Below are 16,226 nucleotides of genomic sequence, written 5' to 3' on the forward strand. Positions count from 1 at the left end.
AGCGGCATGAGCGGCATCATCAAGGCAGGGCTGGTTGGCTTGGGCAAGATCGCCCGCGATCAGCATCTGCCCGCTATCGAACAGACAAGCGGCATCGACCTGATTGCGGTCGCCAGCCGGAATGCGCAGGCGGAGGGGGTGAACAACTACCCGACGCTCGACGCGATGCTGGCGGGAGAGCCTGACATGAATGCGGTGATCCTGTGCCAGCCGCCGCAGGTGCGGTACGAGGCCGCGCGCAAGGCGATCCTCGCGGGCAAGCATGTGTTTCTGGAAAAGCCCCCCGGCGCGACGGTGACGGAGGTCGAGGCGCTGATCGCTCTGGCGAAGGCGCAGGGCGTGACGCTCTATGCGAGTTGGCACAGTCGCCATGCCGCCGCCGTGGGACAGGCGAAGGCATGGCTCGCCGTGCGCAAGGTCACGCGCGTGTCGATCGAATGGCGCGAAGATGTGCGGCACTGGCATCCGGGCCAGCCGTGGATTTGGGAAGCGGGCGGCTTTGGCGTGTTCGATCCGGGCATCAATGCGCTGTCGATCCTGACCGAAATCATGCCGGAGCCGGTGACGATGCTGTCCGCCAGCCTGGAAGTTCCATCCAATAAGGACGCCCCGATCGCCGCCGCCCTGAAGATGGCCAGCGCGTCGGGCGCGCCGATCGATGCAGCGTTCGACTGGCGGCAGACAGGTCCGCAGACATGGGACATTGCGGTCGAGACAGACGATGGCGCGCTGATCCTGTCAGAGGGCGGAAACCGCCTGACGCTGAACGGGGACGTGATGGTGCAGGCGCCCGACCATGAATATCCCGATATGTACCGCCTGTTCGTCGAGCTGGCGGGGCAAGGCGCGATCGATGCGGATACCAGTCCCCTGCGACTGGTGGCTGACGCCTTCCTTTGCGGCAAACATTGCCCTACGGCGGCGTTCGACGATTAGACCAAAGGAGCATGGCATTGGGGAGGGAAGACCGGCGTCCAGCCGAACGCAAGTTCGGACATGAGGAAGGCGGGCTTCGCATCCATCAGGCCATTGCCCGGCAGCTTGGCACCGCCATCGTCGCGGGAGTCCACAAGCCCGGCGATATTTTCGAAGGCGAGATCGAGGCCGCCGAACGGCTGGGCGTATCCCGCACCGCCTATCGGGAAGCGGTGCGCATTTTGGTGGCCAAGGGCATGCTGGAAAGCCGGCCCAAGGCGGGCACGCGCGTCCTGCCGCGCAGCCGCTGGAATGTGCTGGACCCGGAGATGCTCGCCTGGATGTTCGCGGGGGAGCCGGACCCGGCCTTTGTCCGCGATCTGTTTGAACTCCGCGGCGTAATAGAGCCAGCTGCGGCGGAACTGGCGGCGCGGCGGCGCACCGATGCGCAGCTTTTGGCGATGGAACAGGCGCTCATGGGCATGCGCGATCATGGCCTTTCGTCCGAAGAAGGACGCGCGGCCGACCAGCGTTTTCACCATGCCATCCTTGCCGCGACGCGAAATGACGCTCTGGCTGCGCTGGCGAGTTCGGTGGGCGCGGCGGTCAGCTGGACCACGACATTCAAACAGCGCAAGAAGTCGCCGCCGCGCGATCCTTTCGCGGATCATCGCGCGGTGTTCGATGCGATTGCTTTGCGGGATGCGGACGGGGCGCGATCGGCGATGGCGGAGCTGCTGCGGCTGGCGCTGGCGGATATGGATGTTGCGCTTTCCGGGCCGGGGGTGGGTTCTTGATCGACGCTATTGGGAGGGCAAACGGCATTTTTGCGATCATGAGCCTGGGCAATTTTCTGTCATGCCAGCGCAGGCTGGGATCTCGGGCAAGGCCGTACTGCACCTCCTGAGATCCCAGCTTCCGCTGGGATGACGGGACGGGGGTGTCTTGTTGTGAAGCGGGCCGTGACGCCGATCGGATCAGCTTTGATCGATGAGGTCCCGAAGGCGGCTTGCCAGTTCCTGTAGCGTGAACGGTTTTGCGAGCAAGGCGATGTCCGGGTCCAGCTTTCCGTCGCGTAGGAAACCATCGCGTGTGTAGCCGCTGGTATAGAGAATCTTGAGGTCGGGCCTTAATGCGCGGGCCTTTTCGCTCAATTCCTTGCCGGACATTCCCGGCATGACCACATCGGTGAAAAGCAGGTCGATTGGCTGATCATCCGCTTCGATCAGGCGCAGTGCGGCGTTGCCGTCGGCTGCCTCCAGAGCTCGATAGCCAAGTTCGCGCAGAGTCTCGACGGAATAGGCACGCACGCCGTCGTCATCTTCCACCACCAATATGGTTTCCCCATTGGCTGACAGGTCGTGCGGGGCGGCCTTTTCTTCCTGCGCCTCATCCGCCTCTCCGATAAAGCGCGGCAGGTAGATTTTTACCGTGGTCCCCTGCCCCTGTTTCGACAGCACTTCGACATGGCCGCCCGACTGCTTGACGAAGCCGTAGACCTGACTGAGGCCGAGCCCCGTGCCCCGGCCGATTTCCTTGGTGGTGAAAAAGGGTTCGAAGATGCGCGTCAGCACGGGGGGCGCCATGCCCGTGCCGGTGTCGCTGACCGCAACCATCACATAATTGCCCGGCGTCACGTCACCACAAGCGGCGGCATAGCCGCTGTCCAAATGTGCGTTGCCGGTTTCGATCGTCAGCGTCCCGCCGTCCGCCATGGCATCGCGGGCATTCACCGCGAGGTTCAGCAGCGTGCTTTCGATCTGGTTGGGATCGGCCTCTACCAACCATAGATGCGGGCCGTTCACCGTTTTCAGCTGAATAAGTTCGCCAAGGGCGCGCTTCAGCAGATCAGAAAGCCCGTCCACCACCCGGTCCAGGTACAGCGGCTTGGGCGACAAGGGTTGCCGCCGGGAAAAGGCGAGCAGCCGCTGGGTGAGCGACGCCGCACGCTCGGCCCCCTGCCGCGCATTGGCGATCGCACGGCTGATCTTGGCCGGGTCCGATCCCTTTTCCAGATTGCGTTCGGCCAGTTCGATATTGCCATTGATGACGGTCAGCAGATTGTTGAAGTCGTGCGCGATGCCGCCGGTGAGTTGTCCCACCGCCTCCATCTTCTGCGCCTGACGCAGTTGTTCCTCGACCGCCCGTTTTTCGGTGAGATCGCGCGTCACCTTTGCAAATCCGATCAGACGGCCCTGATCGTCATGAATGGCATCGACGATGATGCTGGCCCAGAATTCGGACCCGTCCTTGCGCACGCGCCAGCCTTCAGCCTCAAACCGCCCGGCGCTGGCCGCGACCTGAAGGGTGTGGGCTGGCATGCCCGCTTGCTGGTCCGGATCGGTGTAGAAGCAGGAGAAGTGACGCCCGACGATTTCATGGGCCGTATAGCCCTTGATCCGTTCCGCCCCAGCGTTCCAGTTGGTGATCGTGCCGTTCGCGTCCAGCATGCACATGGCGTAATCGGTCACGCCCTGGACCAGCAGGCCGAAGCGCCGTTCGCTTTGTTCCAGTTCGCGGAAGGCGGCGCGAATCTGTTCGGTGCGCTGTTCGATCCGCTGTTCCAGCGTGGCGTTCAGCTGGCGCAATTCTCCTTCCGCCACCGTTCGCGCCGCGATTTCCCGCTGCGCCTTATGATGGAGGCGGGCATTATCGATGGCGATCGACGCGTGCCCGGCGACACCGGCCATGATCTTTTCATGTTCGGCGGTGAAGCGGCCGGGCAGATGATGACCGAAGAAGAGGCCGCCCTGCACTTCGCCGCTTTGCGAGATGACCGGCACCGCGAGATAGCTGGTGACGGGCAAGTGGCCGGGCGGCATGCCCTTGTGCGGGGCGTTATGACCATAACGGGCGTCCTGCCGGATGTCATCGGACCGGACGATGCCCTCGCCCAGGAAAGTGGGTGCGAAAACGGCCGTGTTGCGCGGCATGGGAAAGTCGGCAAAGGCTTCCCTTGGAACGCCCGAAAGGCTGTACAGCATGTAGCTCTCACCATGCTGGTCGATCAGATTATAGAAAAAGGCGCCGAATTCAGCGCCGGTCAGTTCCACGGCGGCGTCGGTGATCGTCTGAACGACTATGTCCAGATTCGGCTCGGCAGCCACGGCGGCGCCTATGCGATTGATGATCTCGAACGAGGTCTGCAACGACACGTTGCGCACGGCGGCACCGACAAGCCGGGCAAGCTGGCCGAGCAATTCGACCGAAAAATCGTCCGGCGCATTTGCCCGTGACCAATAGGCGCCGATCGCCATCGGCTGCGATCCGGTTTCGACCGGCGTCATCACCATGCTGCGGACGAAGCTGTCCGCGTACAAATGGTGAGGGACGCGAGCGTCTGCGAAAATATCGGGGATGACCGCCGCCTCCCCATGCGCCATCACCCAGCCGGAAACGCAGGCCGAACGTGGGAACCTTTGCCCCTTCCAGAGGGGTTCGACGGCATCTTCGGCGACGTAGAGGCAGTCATCGCCCTCCGCCAGCACGACCGTGATGCCCTGCGCCCCTGCGATGGTACGCGCCGCCGTCCGCACGACTTCCACCACGTCCTCCAGCGAACGGGCGTTCGCCAGACGCTCCGCTGCCGCGAACAATGGCGTCCATCGGTGAGGAGCGTCTTGAGCAGGCAGCAACGTGTCCAACAAAGCAGCTTTCGGAAATTGGGACGCCCCAGCATAACGCTTTGTTTTTGAACCGCCAACCGCCCGAATTGCCGCAAGATGGTGAAAAGCTCTTAACCCTGATTGCATAAACGGGGGTTGATGAAGGTCAGGGCGGCGAGGCGGGCAATCGGTTATGATCACGCCGAGGCTGCACGATCGATTCGCGTCGTTCAGCAAAATGGCTGGGAGGCGGCAGGGCGGACATGGATCGCCTGCGCCAGATGCCCGCCGAGGTTTTCGGTAATGAAGGGAAAGCGCATCCCGGACAGCCGCGTGCTCGTGCAGTTAGCCCATAGCTGTCCGGGATGACCTCATCGCCATTCAGGGAATGACAACGCTGTCTTTCTTTAGACATTTGCGATGATCGATCAAGTCCCTTTTTGCTGTCTTGAGCCGAAAATCCGGACGCGATCCTTGGCCCCTGCGCCTCAGCCTTGTGCTGGGCGGCATTTCCGTGCCAAGGCCGGAAAAATGCGTCGGGGCTGTCACACAGGATTGGGCGAAATTCGCCGGGAGTTTCATGGCCAGCATCCATGACGTGGCGGCACTGGCGCGCGTTTCGATCAAGACGGTCTCGCGCGTGGTTAACAAGGCGCCCAATGTCAGCGAGGAACTGCGGGACCGGGTGACCGCGGCGATAGCGGAGCTGGACTATCGCCCGAACCAGTCCGCGCGGAGGCTGGCTGGCGGACGGTCGTTCATGATCGCCTTCCTCTACAATAATCCGGTGGCAAGCTACATCAGCGGCATTCAGGCAGGCGCCGTCAACCGGTGCCGGGAACTGGGCTATCATCTGGTGGTCGAGCTGATCCCGTTGGCGGGTGAGGAGCGGTTCGACATATTGGAGGGGCTTGCGGCGGCGCTGCGTCCGGATGGCGTATTCCTCGCGCCTCCCCTGTCCGACGATCCCGCAGTGCTGGAATGGCTGGCCCGCAAGAAGCTGCCCTGCGCCCGGATAGCGGGGCCGAATGGGGCGCAGAGCCTGAATATCGTTACGCCGGAATGGGCTGCGGGGCGGATGGTGGCCGATCATCTGCTTGGCCTTGGTCATCGCCGGATCGGCGTCGTCACGCCGCCGTCCGGCCATGAGGCGGCGACGCATCGCGTGGACGGGTTTCGCGAGGGGCTGGCGGCAGCGGGGCTGGCGGAGGAGCCTGAATTGTTCGTCGAGGGCGGGTTTGACTATCCGTCCGGGATCGCGGCGGGCGAGATGCTGTTGGGGCTGGCCGAGCCGCCGACCGCGATCTTTGCGACCAACGACGACATGGCGCTGGGCGTTCTGCAACTGGCGCGGCAGCGGGGTTTGAGGGTGCCGGATGATCTTTCGGTGGTGGGATTCGACGATACGCCCGCCAGCGCGACGGCCTGGCCGCCGCTCACGACCGTGCGGCAGCCGCTGGCGCAGATGGGCGCGGCCGTGATCGACGCGCTGATCAACCGGCCCGCAAAGGCGCCGCAGTTCGATTTCGAGCTGGTGCGGCGCGAAAGTTCCGCGCCGCCGACTGCCTAGGGTGTGTGGGGATTCAGTTCAGGGCGAGGCGAAAATGGTGAATTTCGAGCACCGGCGCGCAGCGTACTTCAGTACGTGAGCACCGGAAGCGCAGAAAGTCGCCATTTGCAGCCCATCATGGGCTGAATCCCCACACACCCTAGCCTGCGTAGAGCGGCGTCGGCATGCCCTTCACGCCGGCATCGACCTCAAACAGGCCGCCATCATAGTCGCTGTCGGGCAATCCAACGGCCGCCGAACTCACGAACATGCGATCGAGCGCGGGGCCTGCAAAACAGATGTTCGTCACCTGCTGCGCGGGCAACGCGATGGCACGGTCCAGCTTGCCATCCGGAGTGAAGCGGCTGATGCGGCTGCCGCTCCAATGCGCGATCCAGAGATGTCCTTCCGCATCCACCGTCATGCCGTCGGGATAGCCGTCCGCGTCGCCGAACTGGATGAAGACTTCTCGCGCGGAAAGGCCGCCGCCTTCGGTGCGGGCGAAGCGGTAGACAGTGCGGCGCGCGCTGTCGGTGTGATAAAGCCAGTTGCCGCAAGGGGAAAAGGCAGGGCCGTTGGGCACGCGATAGCCACTGTCCATCTGCGTCCAGCGACCGTCCGGGTCCAGCCGGTAGAAGGCCCCGCTATCCTCCTTCTCCGCCATGTCCATCGTGCCGCACCAGATGCGTCCTTCCGCATCCGCCTTGCCATCGTTCATGCGATTGCCGGGCAAATGCTGTTCAGGGTCGCCGAACGGCTCGATCGTCAGCGGATCGAGAGAAAGGCGCGCGAAACCGCTCTGCAATCCGGCGATGAAGCCGCCCCCCTGCCGCTCGGAAACCCAGCCGATCGGCTCCGGCATGGCCCAGCGGTCGATGCGGCCATCCGTCAGCGACAGCCGATTGAGCGCGGGTGCGATGATGTCGGTCCAATAGACCGCATTGTCGCGCGCCGACCAAAGAGTGCCCTCGCCCAGCTGATCGCGAATGTCGCGCTTGATGAGTTGCCACTGCGCCATGGGTCAGCGCTTTACCGAGAGGCGATAGATCATGACGTGGCGATAGGGCTTGCCGGGATCGACCCGAGCCGAAGGGAAATTTGGGTGATTTGGCGCATCGGGGAAATTCTGTGGCTCAAGCGCGAAGCCGTCGCCCATGCGATAGAGATGACTGTTTTTACCAAGGAATGTCCCGTCGAGAAAATTGCCGGAGTAGAATTGAAGTCCAGGCTCCGTGCTCAGCACTTCAAGCACGCGTCCTGACTCAGGGTCCTCAAGACGCGCAGCCAGTTCCGGCGTCGCCGTCTGCCCCTTGTCCAACACCCAATTATGATCATAGCCCCGCCCGAAACTGATTTGCTGATCGGCGCCGTCGCGCACGGCATCGTCCACGCGGCGAGGGACGCGGAAGTCGAACGGCGTTCCCGCGACCGGCCTGATCTCGCCGGTGGGAATGAGTCCCGCCTCGACGGGCGTGTAGGCTTTGGCGGGTATCGTCAGCAAATGACCAAGGGCGCCGCCCGGTGCCCCCTCGCCCGCCAGATTGAATATGGCATGGTTAGTGAGGTTGACGATCGTGGGCTTGCTCGCCTTCGCCTCGAAACTGATGGTCAGGCCGCCGCTTTCGTCCAGTGCGTAGCTGATGCGGGTGTCAAGCTGGCCGGGATAGCCCGCCTCCCCATTCGGGCTGCTGTAGGAGAGGACGACTTCGGGCCGCGGTTCGCGGCGAACCGACACGACCTTCCAGACCTGCTTGTCGAACCCCTTGCCGCCGCCGTGCAGCGTATTGCCCTTGTCATTGAGGGGCAGCTGGTAGGTCTGACCATCCAGAGTGAACCGGCCATGCCCGATGCGGTTGGCATAGCGGCCAACGGTCACCCCAAAATAATCGGGCCGAGCCAGATAGCCCGCCAGATCATCATAACCGAGCAGCACGTCGGCCTGCTTGCCGTCCCGATCCGGCCCCGTCAGCGATTGCAAAGTCGCGCCATAGGTAAGAATGCGGGCCGAAACGCCGTGGTCGTTAGAGAGCGTGATCGCTTCGACCGCCGTGCCGTCTGGAAGCTGTCCTGCGGGGGCGCGGCTGGCTTCACCCGCCCATGCTGACGTGCTTGCCATCAGACACGCAAAATAATAGGACGACGATGTTCGAAAAGCGTGGCTGATCCAGCCCCTCTGCATACGATCCCCTTACCGCCGGAGTATATTGACGCCCGACCGGCAGCTATATACTCGGACAAATTGAAGCAGCACAAGCCTGTTGGCGCCTGTTGGAGAAGATGAATGCCTGCACCTCCCTCATCATCAGCCACTCTGACGGCGGGCGACCACCCCGCCACCCGGTACGGGCCTGCCCTGACGCTGCTGGCCAGCCTGTTCTTCATGTGGGGCTTTATCACCGTCATCAACAACACGTTGCTGCCGCATCTGCGCAGCGTGTTCGAACTGAACTATACCCAGACAACGTTGATCGAGTCCGTCTGGTTCATCGCCTACTTCGTGGCATCCATCCCCTCGGCCAAGCTGATCGAACGCGTCGGCTATCAAAAGGCGCTGGTGATCGGGCTGCTGATCATGGCGGCGGGAGCATTGGGCATGATGCTGGCGGCCAGCCTGCCATCCTATGGCGTCACCTTGGCCATGTTGTTCATCATCGCCAGCGGCATCACGCTGTTGCAGGTGGCCGCCAATCCCTATGTGGCGGTCGTCGGCAAGCCGGAGACAGCGTCGTCACGCCTCAATCTGGTGCAGGCGATGAACTCGGCTGGTACGATGCTCGCTCCGCTGTTCGGCGCCTATCTGATCCTTGGCCGATCAAAGGGCGGCACGGCGAGCGCGGACGTCGTCCTGACCCAGGCGGAACGGTTGGCCGATGCGCAATCGGTGATCCTGCCCTACGGCCTCGTTGCCGCGGTCCTGCTGGTGCTGGCGATCGTGATCGCTCGCTTTCCCCTGCCCGCCATGGGTTCGTCCACCTCGCGTCTGGCGAAGGAGGACCGCAAGAACCACTCGCTCTGGGCGCATCGCAACCTGGTCTTCGGCGTCCCCGCCATCTTCATTTACCTGATCGCGGAGATCGGCGTCGCCAACCTCTTCGTGAATTTTGTCAGCCAGCCTGACATCGCCAACCTGACCCATGAGCAGGCAGGCCGCTATCTGAGCTTCCTGTGGGGCGGCATGATGGTCGGCCGTTTCGTGGGATCGGCGATCATGCAGAAGGTGGACGCGGGCAAGGTGCTGGCGGCCTTCGCGACCGGATCGTTCATCGTGATGCTTGTCGCGGTCTTCAGCCACGGGCCGGTCGCCATGTGGGCGCTGATTCTGGTGGGCCTGGGCCATTCGATCATGTTCCCGACCATCTTCACCCTGGGCATTCGTGGCCTGGGGCCGCTGACCGAGGAAGGATCGGGACTGCTGATCATGGCGATCGCTGGCGGGTCGCTGGTGGTGGTGCAGGGATGGCTGGCCGACAATTATGGCTTGCAAAACAGCTTCCTGCTGACGGCCGTCTGCGAACTCTACATCCTCTTCTATGCCCTTTGGGGTTCAAGGCCCACGCACGCGCTGCCTGATCAGCATCTGGAATGATGCGCGCATAGCGGTATCAAGCGAAGGCCGGGGTGCAGGTAGCGCCCCGGCCTTCTGCATATCTGGCTATTCAGCGGCGAGTGGATAGGCGGCGCGTGGCGCTTCGCTGGCCAGCGCGTCGATCAGGGATCTGATGGCCGTCTGAACCCTTGGCAGGCCGGGGCCGGGATTGTCCAGGGCGGCATCGAGATAGAGACTGCGGTCAACCTCCACCTGCAAGGCGTAGAAGTCATGGGCCGGATCCCCATGGCGTTCGATCATATGGTCGCCCGCATAGGGATGATTCTGCGCCACCGTCAGCCCATGCCCCTCCAGCACATCGGCCGCCAGCGTCATGAGCCGCGCCGACGCAGCCCGGCCGAAGCGATCCCCCAGCACCACGCTGGGCGCAGGCTGTCCGGCAGCAGCAGCGGGAAGCGGCGGCATCGAATGAAGATCGATCAGCACGGCGTGGCCATGGACTTCCCGAGCCGCCCGCAGCATCCGCGTCAATGCCTCATGATAGGGCCGATGGATCGTGTCGATCCGCCGACGGACTTCGTCCCACCCGATGGGCCGCTGCCACAGTTCATAGGCGCCCGGCAGGCGCCGGGGTAGAAGGCCAAGGCCACCACGCAGCTTCGCGCTGCTTTGAAGGGGGACGTCGCGGGGCAGGCCCGTCACCATCGCGGGATCGATTTCCCGTTCATGGCGATTGAGGTCGATCATCGCGCGGGGCGCGCGCGCCACCAGCACATGATAGCCGCGTTCGATCAACGGATGGGCCAGCAGGTCCGCCCAGCGATCCTCCAGCCGTCGCAATATGTCCGGTGCGACTCTGGCGGTGCCCAGCAGAGCCGGGGCATATTCGCGCCCGGCATGGGGCACCGAAATAACCACCGGAGCGATCGGGCGGTCCGGTCCGTAAAGATCATGAGAGGCTGTGGATTGGGCCGGAGCGCGCGGTGCGGAATAGCTCAAATCATCTCCTTCCACAGGGCGCGGCAAAAATGGTTACCCGGCTGGATATATATACTGGTTGTCGCATATAATGGCATACAGCGCCACCCGCGAGGGGTGCCGCACGAGATCGGCCGACACCGGCCAGAGACGAGATTGATCCAAGCGATGGTTCGAATTTTGCTGGCCGAGGATGATGACAGCATGCGCGTCTACCTCGCCCGCGCGCTGGAGCGGTCGGGATATGAGGTGGTGGCGGTCGCCACCGGCGCGCAGGCCGTGCCGCATATCGACGACGATCATTTCGACCTGTTGCTGACCGACATCGTCATGCCCGAGATGGATGGCATCGAGCTGGCCCAGCATGCGGCCACGGTCGCGCCCGATATGCGGATCATGTTCATCACGGGCTTTGCCGCCGTGACGTTGAAGGCTGGAAAAGCGGTGCCGCAGGCGAAGGTGCTGTCCAAGCCCTTCCACCTGCGCGACCTGGTGCTGGAGATCGACCGGCTTTTCGGCAGCACCAGCATGAGCGAGCTGAACTGAAAGCCGCTTAGCCGGGGACGACTTCTTCCATGTCGGGGGTCGGGGGCAGCGGCTTGCCCGCCATGGCGGCGGCGAAACGCTCGCGGTCGAGCCCCCTCTCCCACGCCGATACGACCACCGTCGCGACCGCATTGCCGACGAAGTTGGTGAGGCTGCGGCATTCGCTCATGAAACGGTCGACGCCGAGGATCAGGGTCATGCCTGCGACCGGCACGGACGGGACGATCGAGAGCGTGGCAGCGAGCGTGATGAAGCCCGCGCCCGTGACGCCCGCCGCGCCCTTGCTGGACAGCATGGCGACCAGCAGCAGCAGGATCTGGTCGCCGATGCTCAAATGGACGTTGGTCGCTTGCGCTATGAACAGCGCCGCCAGCGTCATATAGATGTTCGTGCCGTCGAGGTTGAAGCTGTACCCCGTCGGCACCACCAGCCCGACGACGGACTTGCGGCACCCTGCCCGCTCCATTTTCTCGATGAGACTGGGCAGCGCAGCTTCCGATGAAGATGTGCCGAGGACGAGCAGCAGTTCCGCTTTCAGGTAGCGGATGAGATGCAGGATGTTGAAGCCGATCAGCTTGGCGACGAGGCCCAGCACGACCAGCACGAACAACAAGGATGTGAGGTAGAAGGTCGCGACCAATTCCACGAGGTTCGCCAGCGCCCCCACGCCATATTTGCCGATGGTGAAGGCCATGGCGCCGAGCGCGCCGACGGGGGCTGCCTTCATCAGGATCGACACCAGCTTGAAAATGGCGTGGCTGGCGGATTCCAGGACCTGCATGAGCGGGTCCGCCCTCTCACCAATCAGGGTCAGGGCGATGCCGAACAATATGGCCACGAACAGCACCTGAAGGATGTTGTGGCCATCCGCGACGGCCGAGATCAGCGTGGCGGGGATGATGTCCATGAGGAAGCCGATGAGTGACCGGTCATGCGCCTGCTGCTGATATTCCGCGACCTTGCCCGCGTCGAGCGTCGTCGGGTCGATGTTCAGCCCCGCGCCCGGATGCACGACATTGGCGACGATCAGCCCGACTATCAGCGCAAGGGTGGAAAAGATGAGGAAGTAAGCAAATGCCTTTGCCGCCACCCGCCCGATCGCGCCCAATTCCTTCATGCCCGCGATGCCGGTCACGATGGTGAGGAAGATGACCGGCGCGATGATCATCTTCACCAGCTTGATGAAGGCGTCGCCGAGCGGCTGGAGCGCAACGCCGGTCTGCGGGAAGAAATGGCCGATCAGGACCCCGATCGCGATGGCGGCGAGCACCTGCACGTAAAGCTGCCGGTAAAAGGGCAGTGGCATCGTCGCTCCGCCCGCTGCGTTGTGGATGTCGTTCATGCCGACGGCGCCCCCTGTTTTCCCCGCACAATATGGGCTGCGCTCCCTCTGTCCAGAGAATTAGCTTTTAAGCGAATTTCGCGCTTGCACACCCCACCACCCCCCGCTATTGGCCCAACTCCCGTGGGCGTGTAGCTCAGTGGTAGAGCACTGTGTTGACATCGCAGGGGTCGCAAGTTCAATCCTTGCCACGCCCACCATCGAAAACCCCGTCAAATCAACGATTTGGCGGGGTTTTTGTTTGCCTGATGGAGGTCGCCTCCCCCGCATTGCCCAAGAGATTTTTGGGCAAATTTTGGGCATATCGACGCCTCTTTGGGCAAATTCTGGGCATGAAAATGCCGGGCGAACCCAGCGAGATTCCGATTCGCTAGCGCCTCGCCGACATGGTCTCGCAAAGCCTCATGATGCCCCATCGTCGACCCACGGACAGGTCGTCACCCCATTCGCGCGTGAGCCGCATCTTGCGGCAGAAAAACGGTGCTGCGCCACGGCAGAGCAGGCAATCTCGTCAGCAAGCAAAAGACGACACGCCGCCTCCGCCCCCCATAGAGCCCGCGATCCCCCGAAACAGACACAAGCCCCTTCGGGTCTCGCGACACTCTGCACCAGCCCGGCATAGCCACCGCCGTGCATGCACCGGAATGCGCCAGACCTTCACGAAACATGGCGTGCCCCACGTTCAGGAATGCGGATAAAATCCGTGCGGGGAAGGCGCAAAATCACATGCGACTGGAAAAGATCACATGCTCTCAATCCGTACCCGTGGGAAGAAAGGCATATACTACATCCGAGGCTCGGTTTCGCTTGGCGACAAGCATATCGAGGTCCAGGAGTTCAGCCTAAGAACAACCGATCGCGATGCGGCCGCCCATCTGATGGCAGAACATGAAACGAAGCTGCGCCACCAGCTCATGTTCGGTCCCGCAGCGCTCGTCGCCCAGGGAACCATCGCCGATGCCTTCAACAGCTATCTGTCAAAAGCCAAGCCTCCTTGCGCGTCCGACATCCTGCGCATCGGCAAACTGAATGGCATCATCGGCGACTTCAGCCTGCGCGAGCCGAAGCAGGCGTGGGAGCATTTTCGCCGGGCTTACCTGACCGGCCATGACCCGGGCGGTCAGGACCGCTATCGCTCGGTTTTCCAGGCGGCGATAAACGTCCATCACGATCTGCATGACCTTCCACCGCTCCGGATCAAGGCGATCCCGTTCAACAATGAGCGGGTGCGCTTCCTCAGCAAGGAGGATCGCGATCGGCTGATCGCCGCCTATTCCCCTCACATCCAGCCAATCATCACCATGCTGGCTTTCCAGGGTCCGAGGATCCAGACGGCATTGCAGATCCCGTGGGGCGTCGATGGGGTCGATATGAAAGAGAGATCGATCCGGCTCAACCACAGCAAGAACGCGGTCATCAAGTCGGTGCCGATGCATTCCCGCGTGTTCGATGTGCTCTGGCCGATCTGGGAAAAACGAGGACAGCCGACAAATGGCCATGTCTTCCTCAACCGGTTTGGCAAACCTTATTCGGACACGCGCAAGGCGAAGATCCCCGGTGGCAACCCGATCAGGAACCAGCATGCGACCGCCTGCACGCGCGCGGGGATCGAGGATTTCACCGTCCATGACTGGCGCCACCATTGGGCGTCCCACTGCGTGATGGCCGGGATAGACCTTATCACCATCATGAACATGGGCGGCTGGAAGTCACTGCGGATGGTCCAGCGCTATGCGAGCGTGGGCGTGGATTACACGCGGGCGGCGATCAACGAGATGGACTGATTTCGAACGAATTTAACCGGGCGACAGCGATTGCCGATCCATTTCAGGCCCAGATACCAGTATGAACAATCGCACTGAGCAGGGTCGGATAAAGTGCCAACATCCTATCACAATAAGTCATTTATTACAGTCGGCTACCAGCATTCCGTTGCCACTCCGCCCCAACCTTGCCCATCGTTGGTTACCGAACGTTCTTTACGATTTGTAAATTGGGCGTTGTTATGGGAAATTCCTATGAGGGTGGGAAGCGGCATGGATCAGCAACATTGTGATACAGTACCGGCGATCTCCATCGTCGTGCCCTGCTTCAACGAGGAAGAGAGCCTGACGGCGCTGGTCGATCGGGTATCGGCGGTCTGCCATAGCGCCGCATCCGGCGATTACGAAATCGTCCTCGTCAATGATGGTTCGCGCGATCGGACCTGGGCCATCATCACCGATCTAACCGAGAAATTACCTCAGGTTGTGGGCGTGAATCTGGCGCGCAATTACGGTCATCAAATTGCGCTCAGCGCCGGTCTCCAGATTTGCCGGGGTGACAGGGTGATGGTCATGGATGCAGATCTGCAGGACCCTCCCGAGTTGCTGCCCGCGTTGCTTGCAAAAATGGAAGAGGGTTACGATGTCGTTTATGGGCAGCGTCTGAGACGTGCCGGAGAAACGATGTTCAAAAGAGCGTCGGCAAAACTCTTTTATCGGCTGCTCGATCGGATGGTCGACGTACCTGTGCCACGCGACACGGGCGATTTCCGCGTTATGAGCCGCCGCGTCGTGGACCATCTGAACGCCATGCCGGAACGGTATCGTTTTGTGCGCGGCATGGTCAGCTGGATAGGGTTCCGACAGGCAGCGCTACCTTATGAACGGGAGGCGCGCTTCGCCGGGGAGAGCCATTATCCCCTTCGAAAAATGCTCTCCTTCGCGCTGGACGCGATAACGAGCTTCTCGACATTGCCGCTGCGCATGGCGGCACATCTTGGGCTGGCTGCCGGTCTGTTAGGTATGCTCATGCTTGGCTGGGTCTTGATATCCTATGCTATGGGCGACACGCTGACCGGATGGGCGAGCATTGCCAGCATCGTCCTGATCCTCGGCAGCATTCAGTTGCTGATGCTGGGTATATTCGGCGAATATCTTGGCCGCATGTACATGGAATCCAAACACCGACCGCTGTTCATTGTGCAGGAAGTCCAAGCGAGACCAACAGCGTCTGCGGAAAGAAGCCCAGCACACGAGATGACTGCGAAGATCAAGCGAGCCATGCATGGCTGAAGCAGAGTTCGATCTGGTCGCAACCGACTATACCGCGCAACATGCCCGTTCCATCCGGCTCAGTGGGGAGGATGTTGGCTTTTTCGCAGAGTATAAGATCGCCGATGCGCGTCGAGCGGTCGAGCAGAGTGGCCTCACGATCAAGAGGATTTTGGATTTCGGGGCAGGCATCGGCAATTCGTTGAAGCCCTTGCGGCAAGCCTTCCCGGATGCACACATCAGCTGCCTCGATGTCTCGGAACGCTCGCTGGACCTATGCCGTGAACAATTGTCGGATCGGGTCAGCTTCCATGTCTATGATGGCCAGCATATGCCGGCCGCCATGGGTTCGTTCGACTTGGTCTTCACCGCCTGCGTCTTCCACCACATCCCCGAAAATCTGCATGCGGGCTTGCTGGGGCAGATTCGCCAGCATCTGTCTCCTGACGGAACGTTCATGCTGTTCGAACATAATCCATGGAACCCCCTCACCCGATATGCAGTCGCCAATTGCCCGTTCGATGAAAATGCGGTGCTGATCAGCGCGCCCGAGATGAAGCGACGTCTGTTGCATGCCGGTTTCGATCGTGTGCGCACGAATTACCGGATCTTCTTTCCAGGCCCGCTGGCTGCGTTACGGCCGTTGGAACGTTCGTTAACATGGTTGCCGATCGGCGCTCAATATTCGCTGATGGCTTCCTGAGCGCGC

13 protein-coding genes and 1 tRNA gene are annotated in these 16,226 nt (G+C 62.0%); 9 read left to right on the forward strand and 5 right to left on the reverse strand.

Translation table 11 applies throughout. The features are described from left to right. Positions 1–6 precede the first annotated feature (6 nt). Entirely contained in the window at positions 7–936 is a 930-nt protein-coding gene (locus ACZ51H_RS07625; RefSeq protein ID WP_464801426.1) for a Gfo/Idh/MocA family protein, read from the forward strand. A gap of 11 nt (positions 937–947) precedes the next feature. Beyond that, a complete protein-coding gene (locus ACZ51H_RS07630) occupies positions 948–1,712 on the forward strand; it encodes a FadR/GntR family transcriptional regulator (RefSeq protein ID WP_464801427.1) in 765 nt (254 codons plus the stop codon). Positions 1,713–1,892: 180 nt separating this feature from the next. Here ACZ51H_RS07630 and ACZ51H_RS07635 read toward each other — a convergent pair whose 3' ends face one another. After that, positions 1,893–4,559 carry a GAF domain-containing hybrid sensor histidine kinase/response regulator gene (locus tag ACZ51H_RS07635; protein ID WP_464801428.1) on the reverse strand — a complete coding sequence of 889 codons (2,667 nt, stop codon included), beginning with the start codon at positions 4,557–4,559 and terminating at the stop codon, positions 1,893–1,895. Between the two features lie 541 nt (positions 4,560–5,100). Between ACZ51H_RS07635 and ACZ51H_RS07640 the strand changes: the two genes are divergently transcribed. Continuing rightward, positions 5,101–6,090 (forward strand): LacI family DNA-binding transcriptional regulator, encoded by a 990-nt coding sequence (locus ACZ51H_RS07640; RefSeq protein ID WP_464801429.1) that lies wholly within the window; start codon positions 5,101–5,103, stop codon positions 6,088–6,090. A gap of 139 nt (positions 6,091–6,229) precedes the next feature. Here ACZ51H_RS07640 and ACZ51H_RS07645 read toward each other — a convergent pair whose 3' ends face one another. Together ACZ51H_RS07645 and ACZ51H_RS07650 are read right to left on the reverse strand one after the other, a co-directional pair. Continuing rightward, positions 6,230–7,087: an SMP-30/gluconolactonase/LRE family protein gene (locus ACZ51H_RS07645; RefSeq protein ID WP_464801430.1), complete on the reverse strand. Its 858-nt coding sequence runs from the start codon at positions 7,085–7,087 to the stop codon at positions 6,230–6,232. Between the two features lie 3 nt (positions 7,088–7,090). Further along, positions 7,091–8,185, reverse strand: coding sequence for an aldose epimerase family protein (locus tag ACZ51H_RS07650; RefSeq protein WP_464801431.1), 1,095 nt, complete (start codon positions 8,183–8,185; stop codon positions 7,091–7,093). 165 nt (positions 8,186–8,350) lie between these two features. On the opposite strand from ACZ51H_RS07650, the gene ACZ51H_RS07655 reads away from it, so the two are divergent. Next, positions 8,351–9,655, forward strand: a complete 1,305-nt coding sequence (locus tag ACZ51H_RS07655; protein WP_449473626.1) for a sugar MFS transporter — start codon at positions 8,351–8,353, stop codon at positions 9,653–9,655. A 66-nt stretch (positions 9,656–9,721) separates the two neighbouring features. Here the strand turns inward: ACZ51H_RS07655 and ACZ51H_RS07660 are convergent, their stop codons facing one another. After that, positions 9,722–10,615 (reverse strand): N-formylglutamate amidohydrolase, encoded by an 894-nt coding sequence (locus tag ACZ51H_RS07660; protein ID WP_464801432.1) that lies wholly within the window; start codon positions 10,613–10,615, stop codon positions 9,722–9,724. Between the two features lie 147 nt (positions 10,616–10,762). Here ACZ51H_RS07660 and cpdR point away from each other — a divergent pair, with 147 nt between their 5' ends. Continuing rightward, entirely contained in the window at positions 10,763–11,140 is a 378-nt protein-coding gene (cpdR, locus tag ACZ51H_RS07665) for a cell cycle two-component system response regulator CpdR (RefSeq protein ID WP_449473629.1), read from the forward strand. 7 nt (positions 11,141–11,147) lie between these two features. Here the strand turns inward: cpdR and ACZ51H_RS07670 are convergent, their stop codons facing one another. Beyond that, the gene (locus ACZ51H_RS07670) at positions 11,148–12,482 is read right to left on the reverse strand and encodes a dicarboxylate/amino acid:cation symporter (RefSeq protein WP_460986286.1); all 1,335 of its coding nucleotides are present in this window, start codon (positions 12,480–12,482) and stop codon (positions 11,148–11,150) included. Positions 12,483–12,607: 125 nt separating this feature from the next. On the opposite strand from ACZ51H_RS07670, the gene ACZ51H_RS07675 reads away from it, so the two are divergent. The 4 genes from ACZ51H_RS07675 to ACZ51H_RS07690 all read left to right on the forward strand — a co-directional run bounded on the left by ACZ51H_RS07675 (position 12,608) and on the right by ACZ51H_RS07690 (position 16,220). Further along, positions 12,608–12,682 (forward strand) — tRNA-Val (locus ACZ51H_RS07675). A gap of 546 nt (positions 12,683–13,228) precedes the next feature. Next, positions 13,229–14,266, forward strand: a complete 1,038-nt coding sequence (locus ACZ51H_RS07680) for a tyrosine-type recombinase/integrase (RefSeq protein WP_464801433.1) — start codon at positions 13,229–13,231, stop codon at positions 14,264–14,266. Positions 14,267–14,518: 252 nt separating this feature from the next. Beyond that, positions 14,519–15,538: a glycosyltransferase family 2 protein gene (locus ACZ51H_RS07685; protein WP_464801434.1), complete on the forward strand. Its 1,020-nt coding sequence runs from the start codon at positions 14,519–14,521 to the stop codon at positions 15,536–15,538. Continuing rightward, positions 15,531–16,220, forward strand: a complete 690-nt coding sequence (locus ACZ51H_RS07690; RefSeq protein WP_464801435.1) for a class I SAM-dependent methyltransferase — start codon at positions 15,531–15,533, stop codon at positions 16,218–16,220. The genes ACZ51H_RS07685 and ACZ51H_RS07690 overlap by 8 nt, the downstream gene beginning before the upstream one ends. Positions 16,221–16,226: the final 6 nt, after the last annotated feature.

This window comes from Sphingobium sp. TomMM15 (assembly GCF_055397045.1).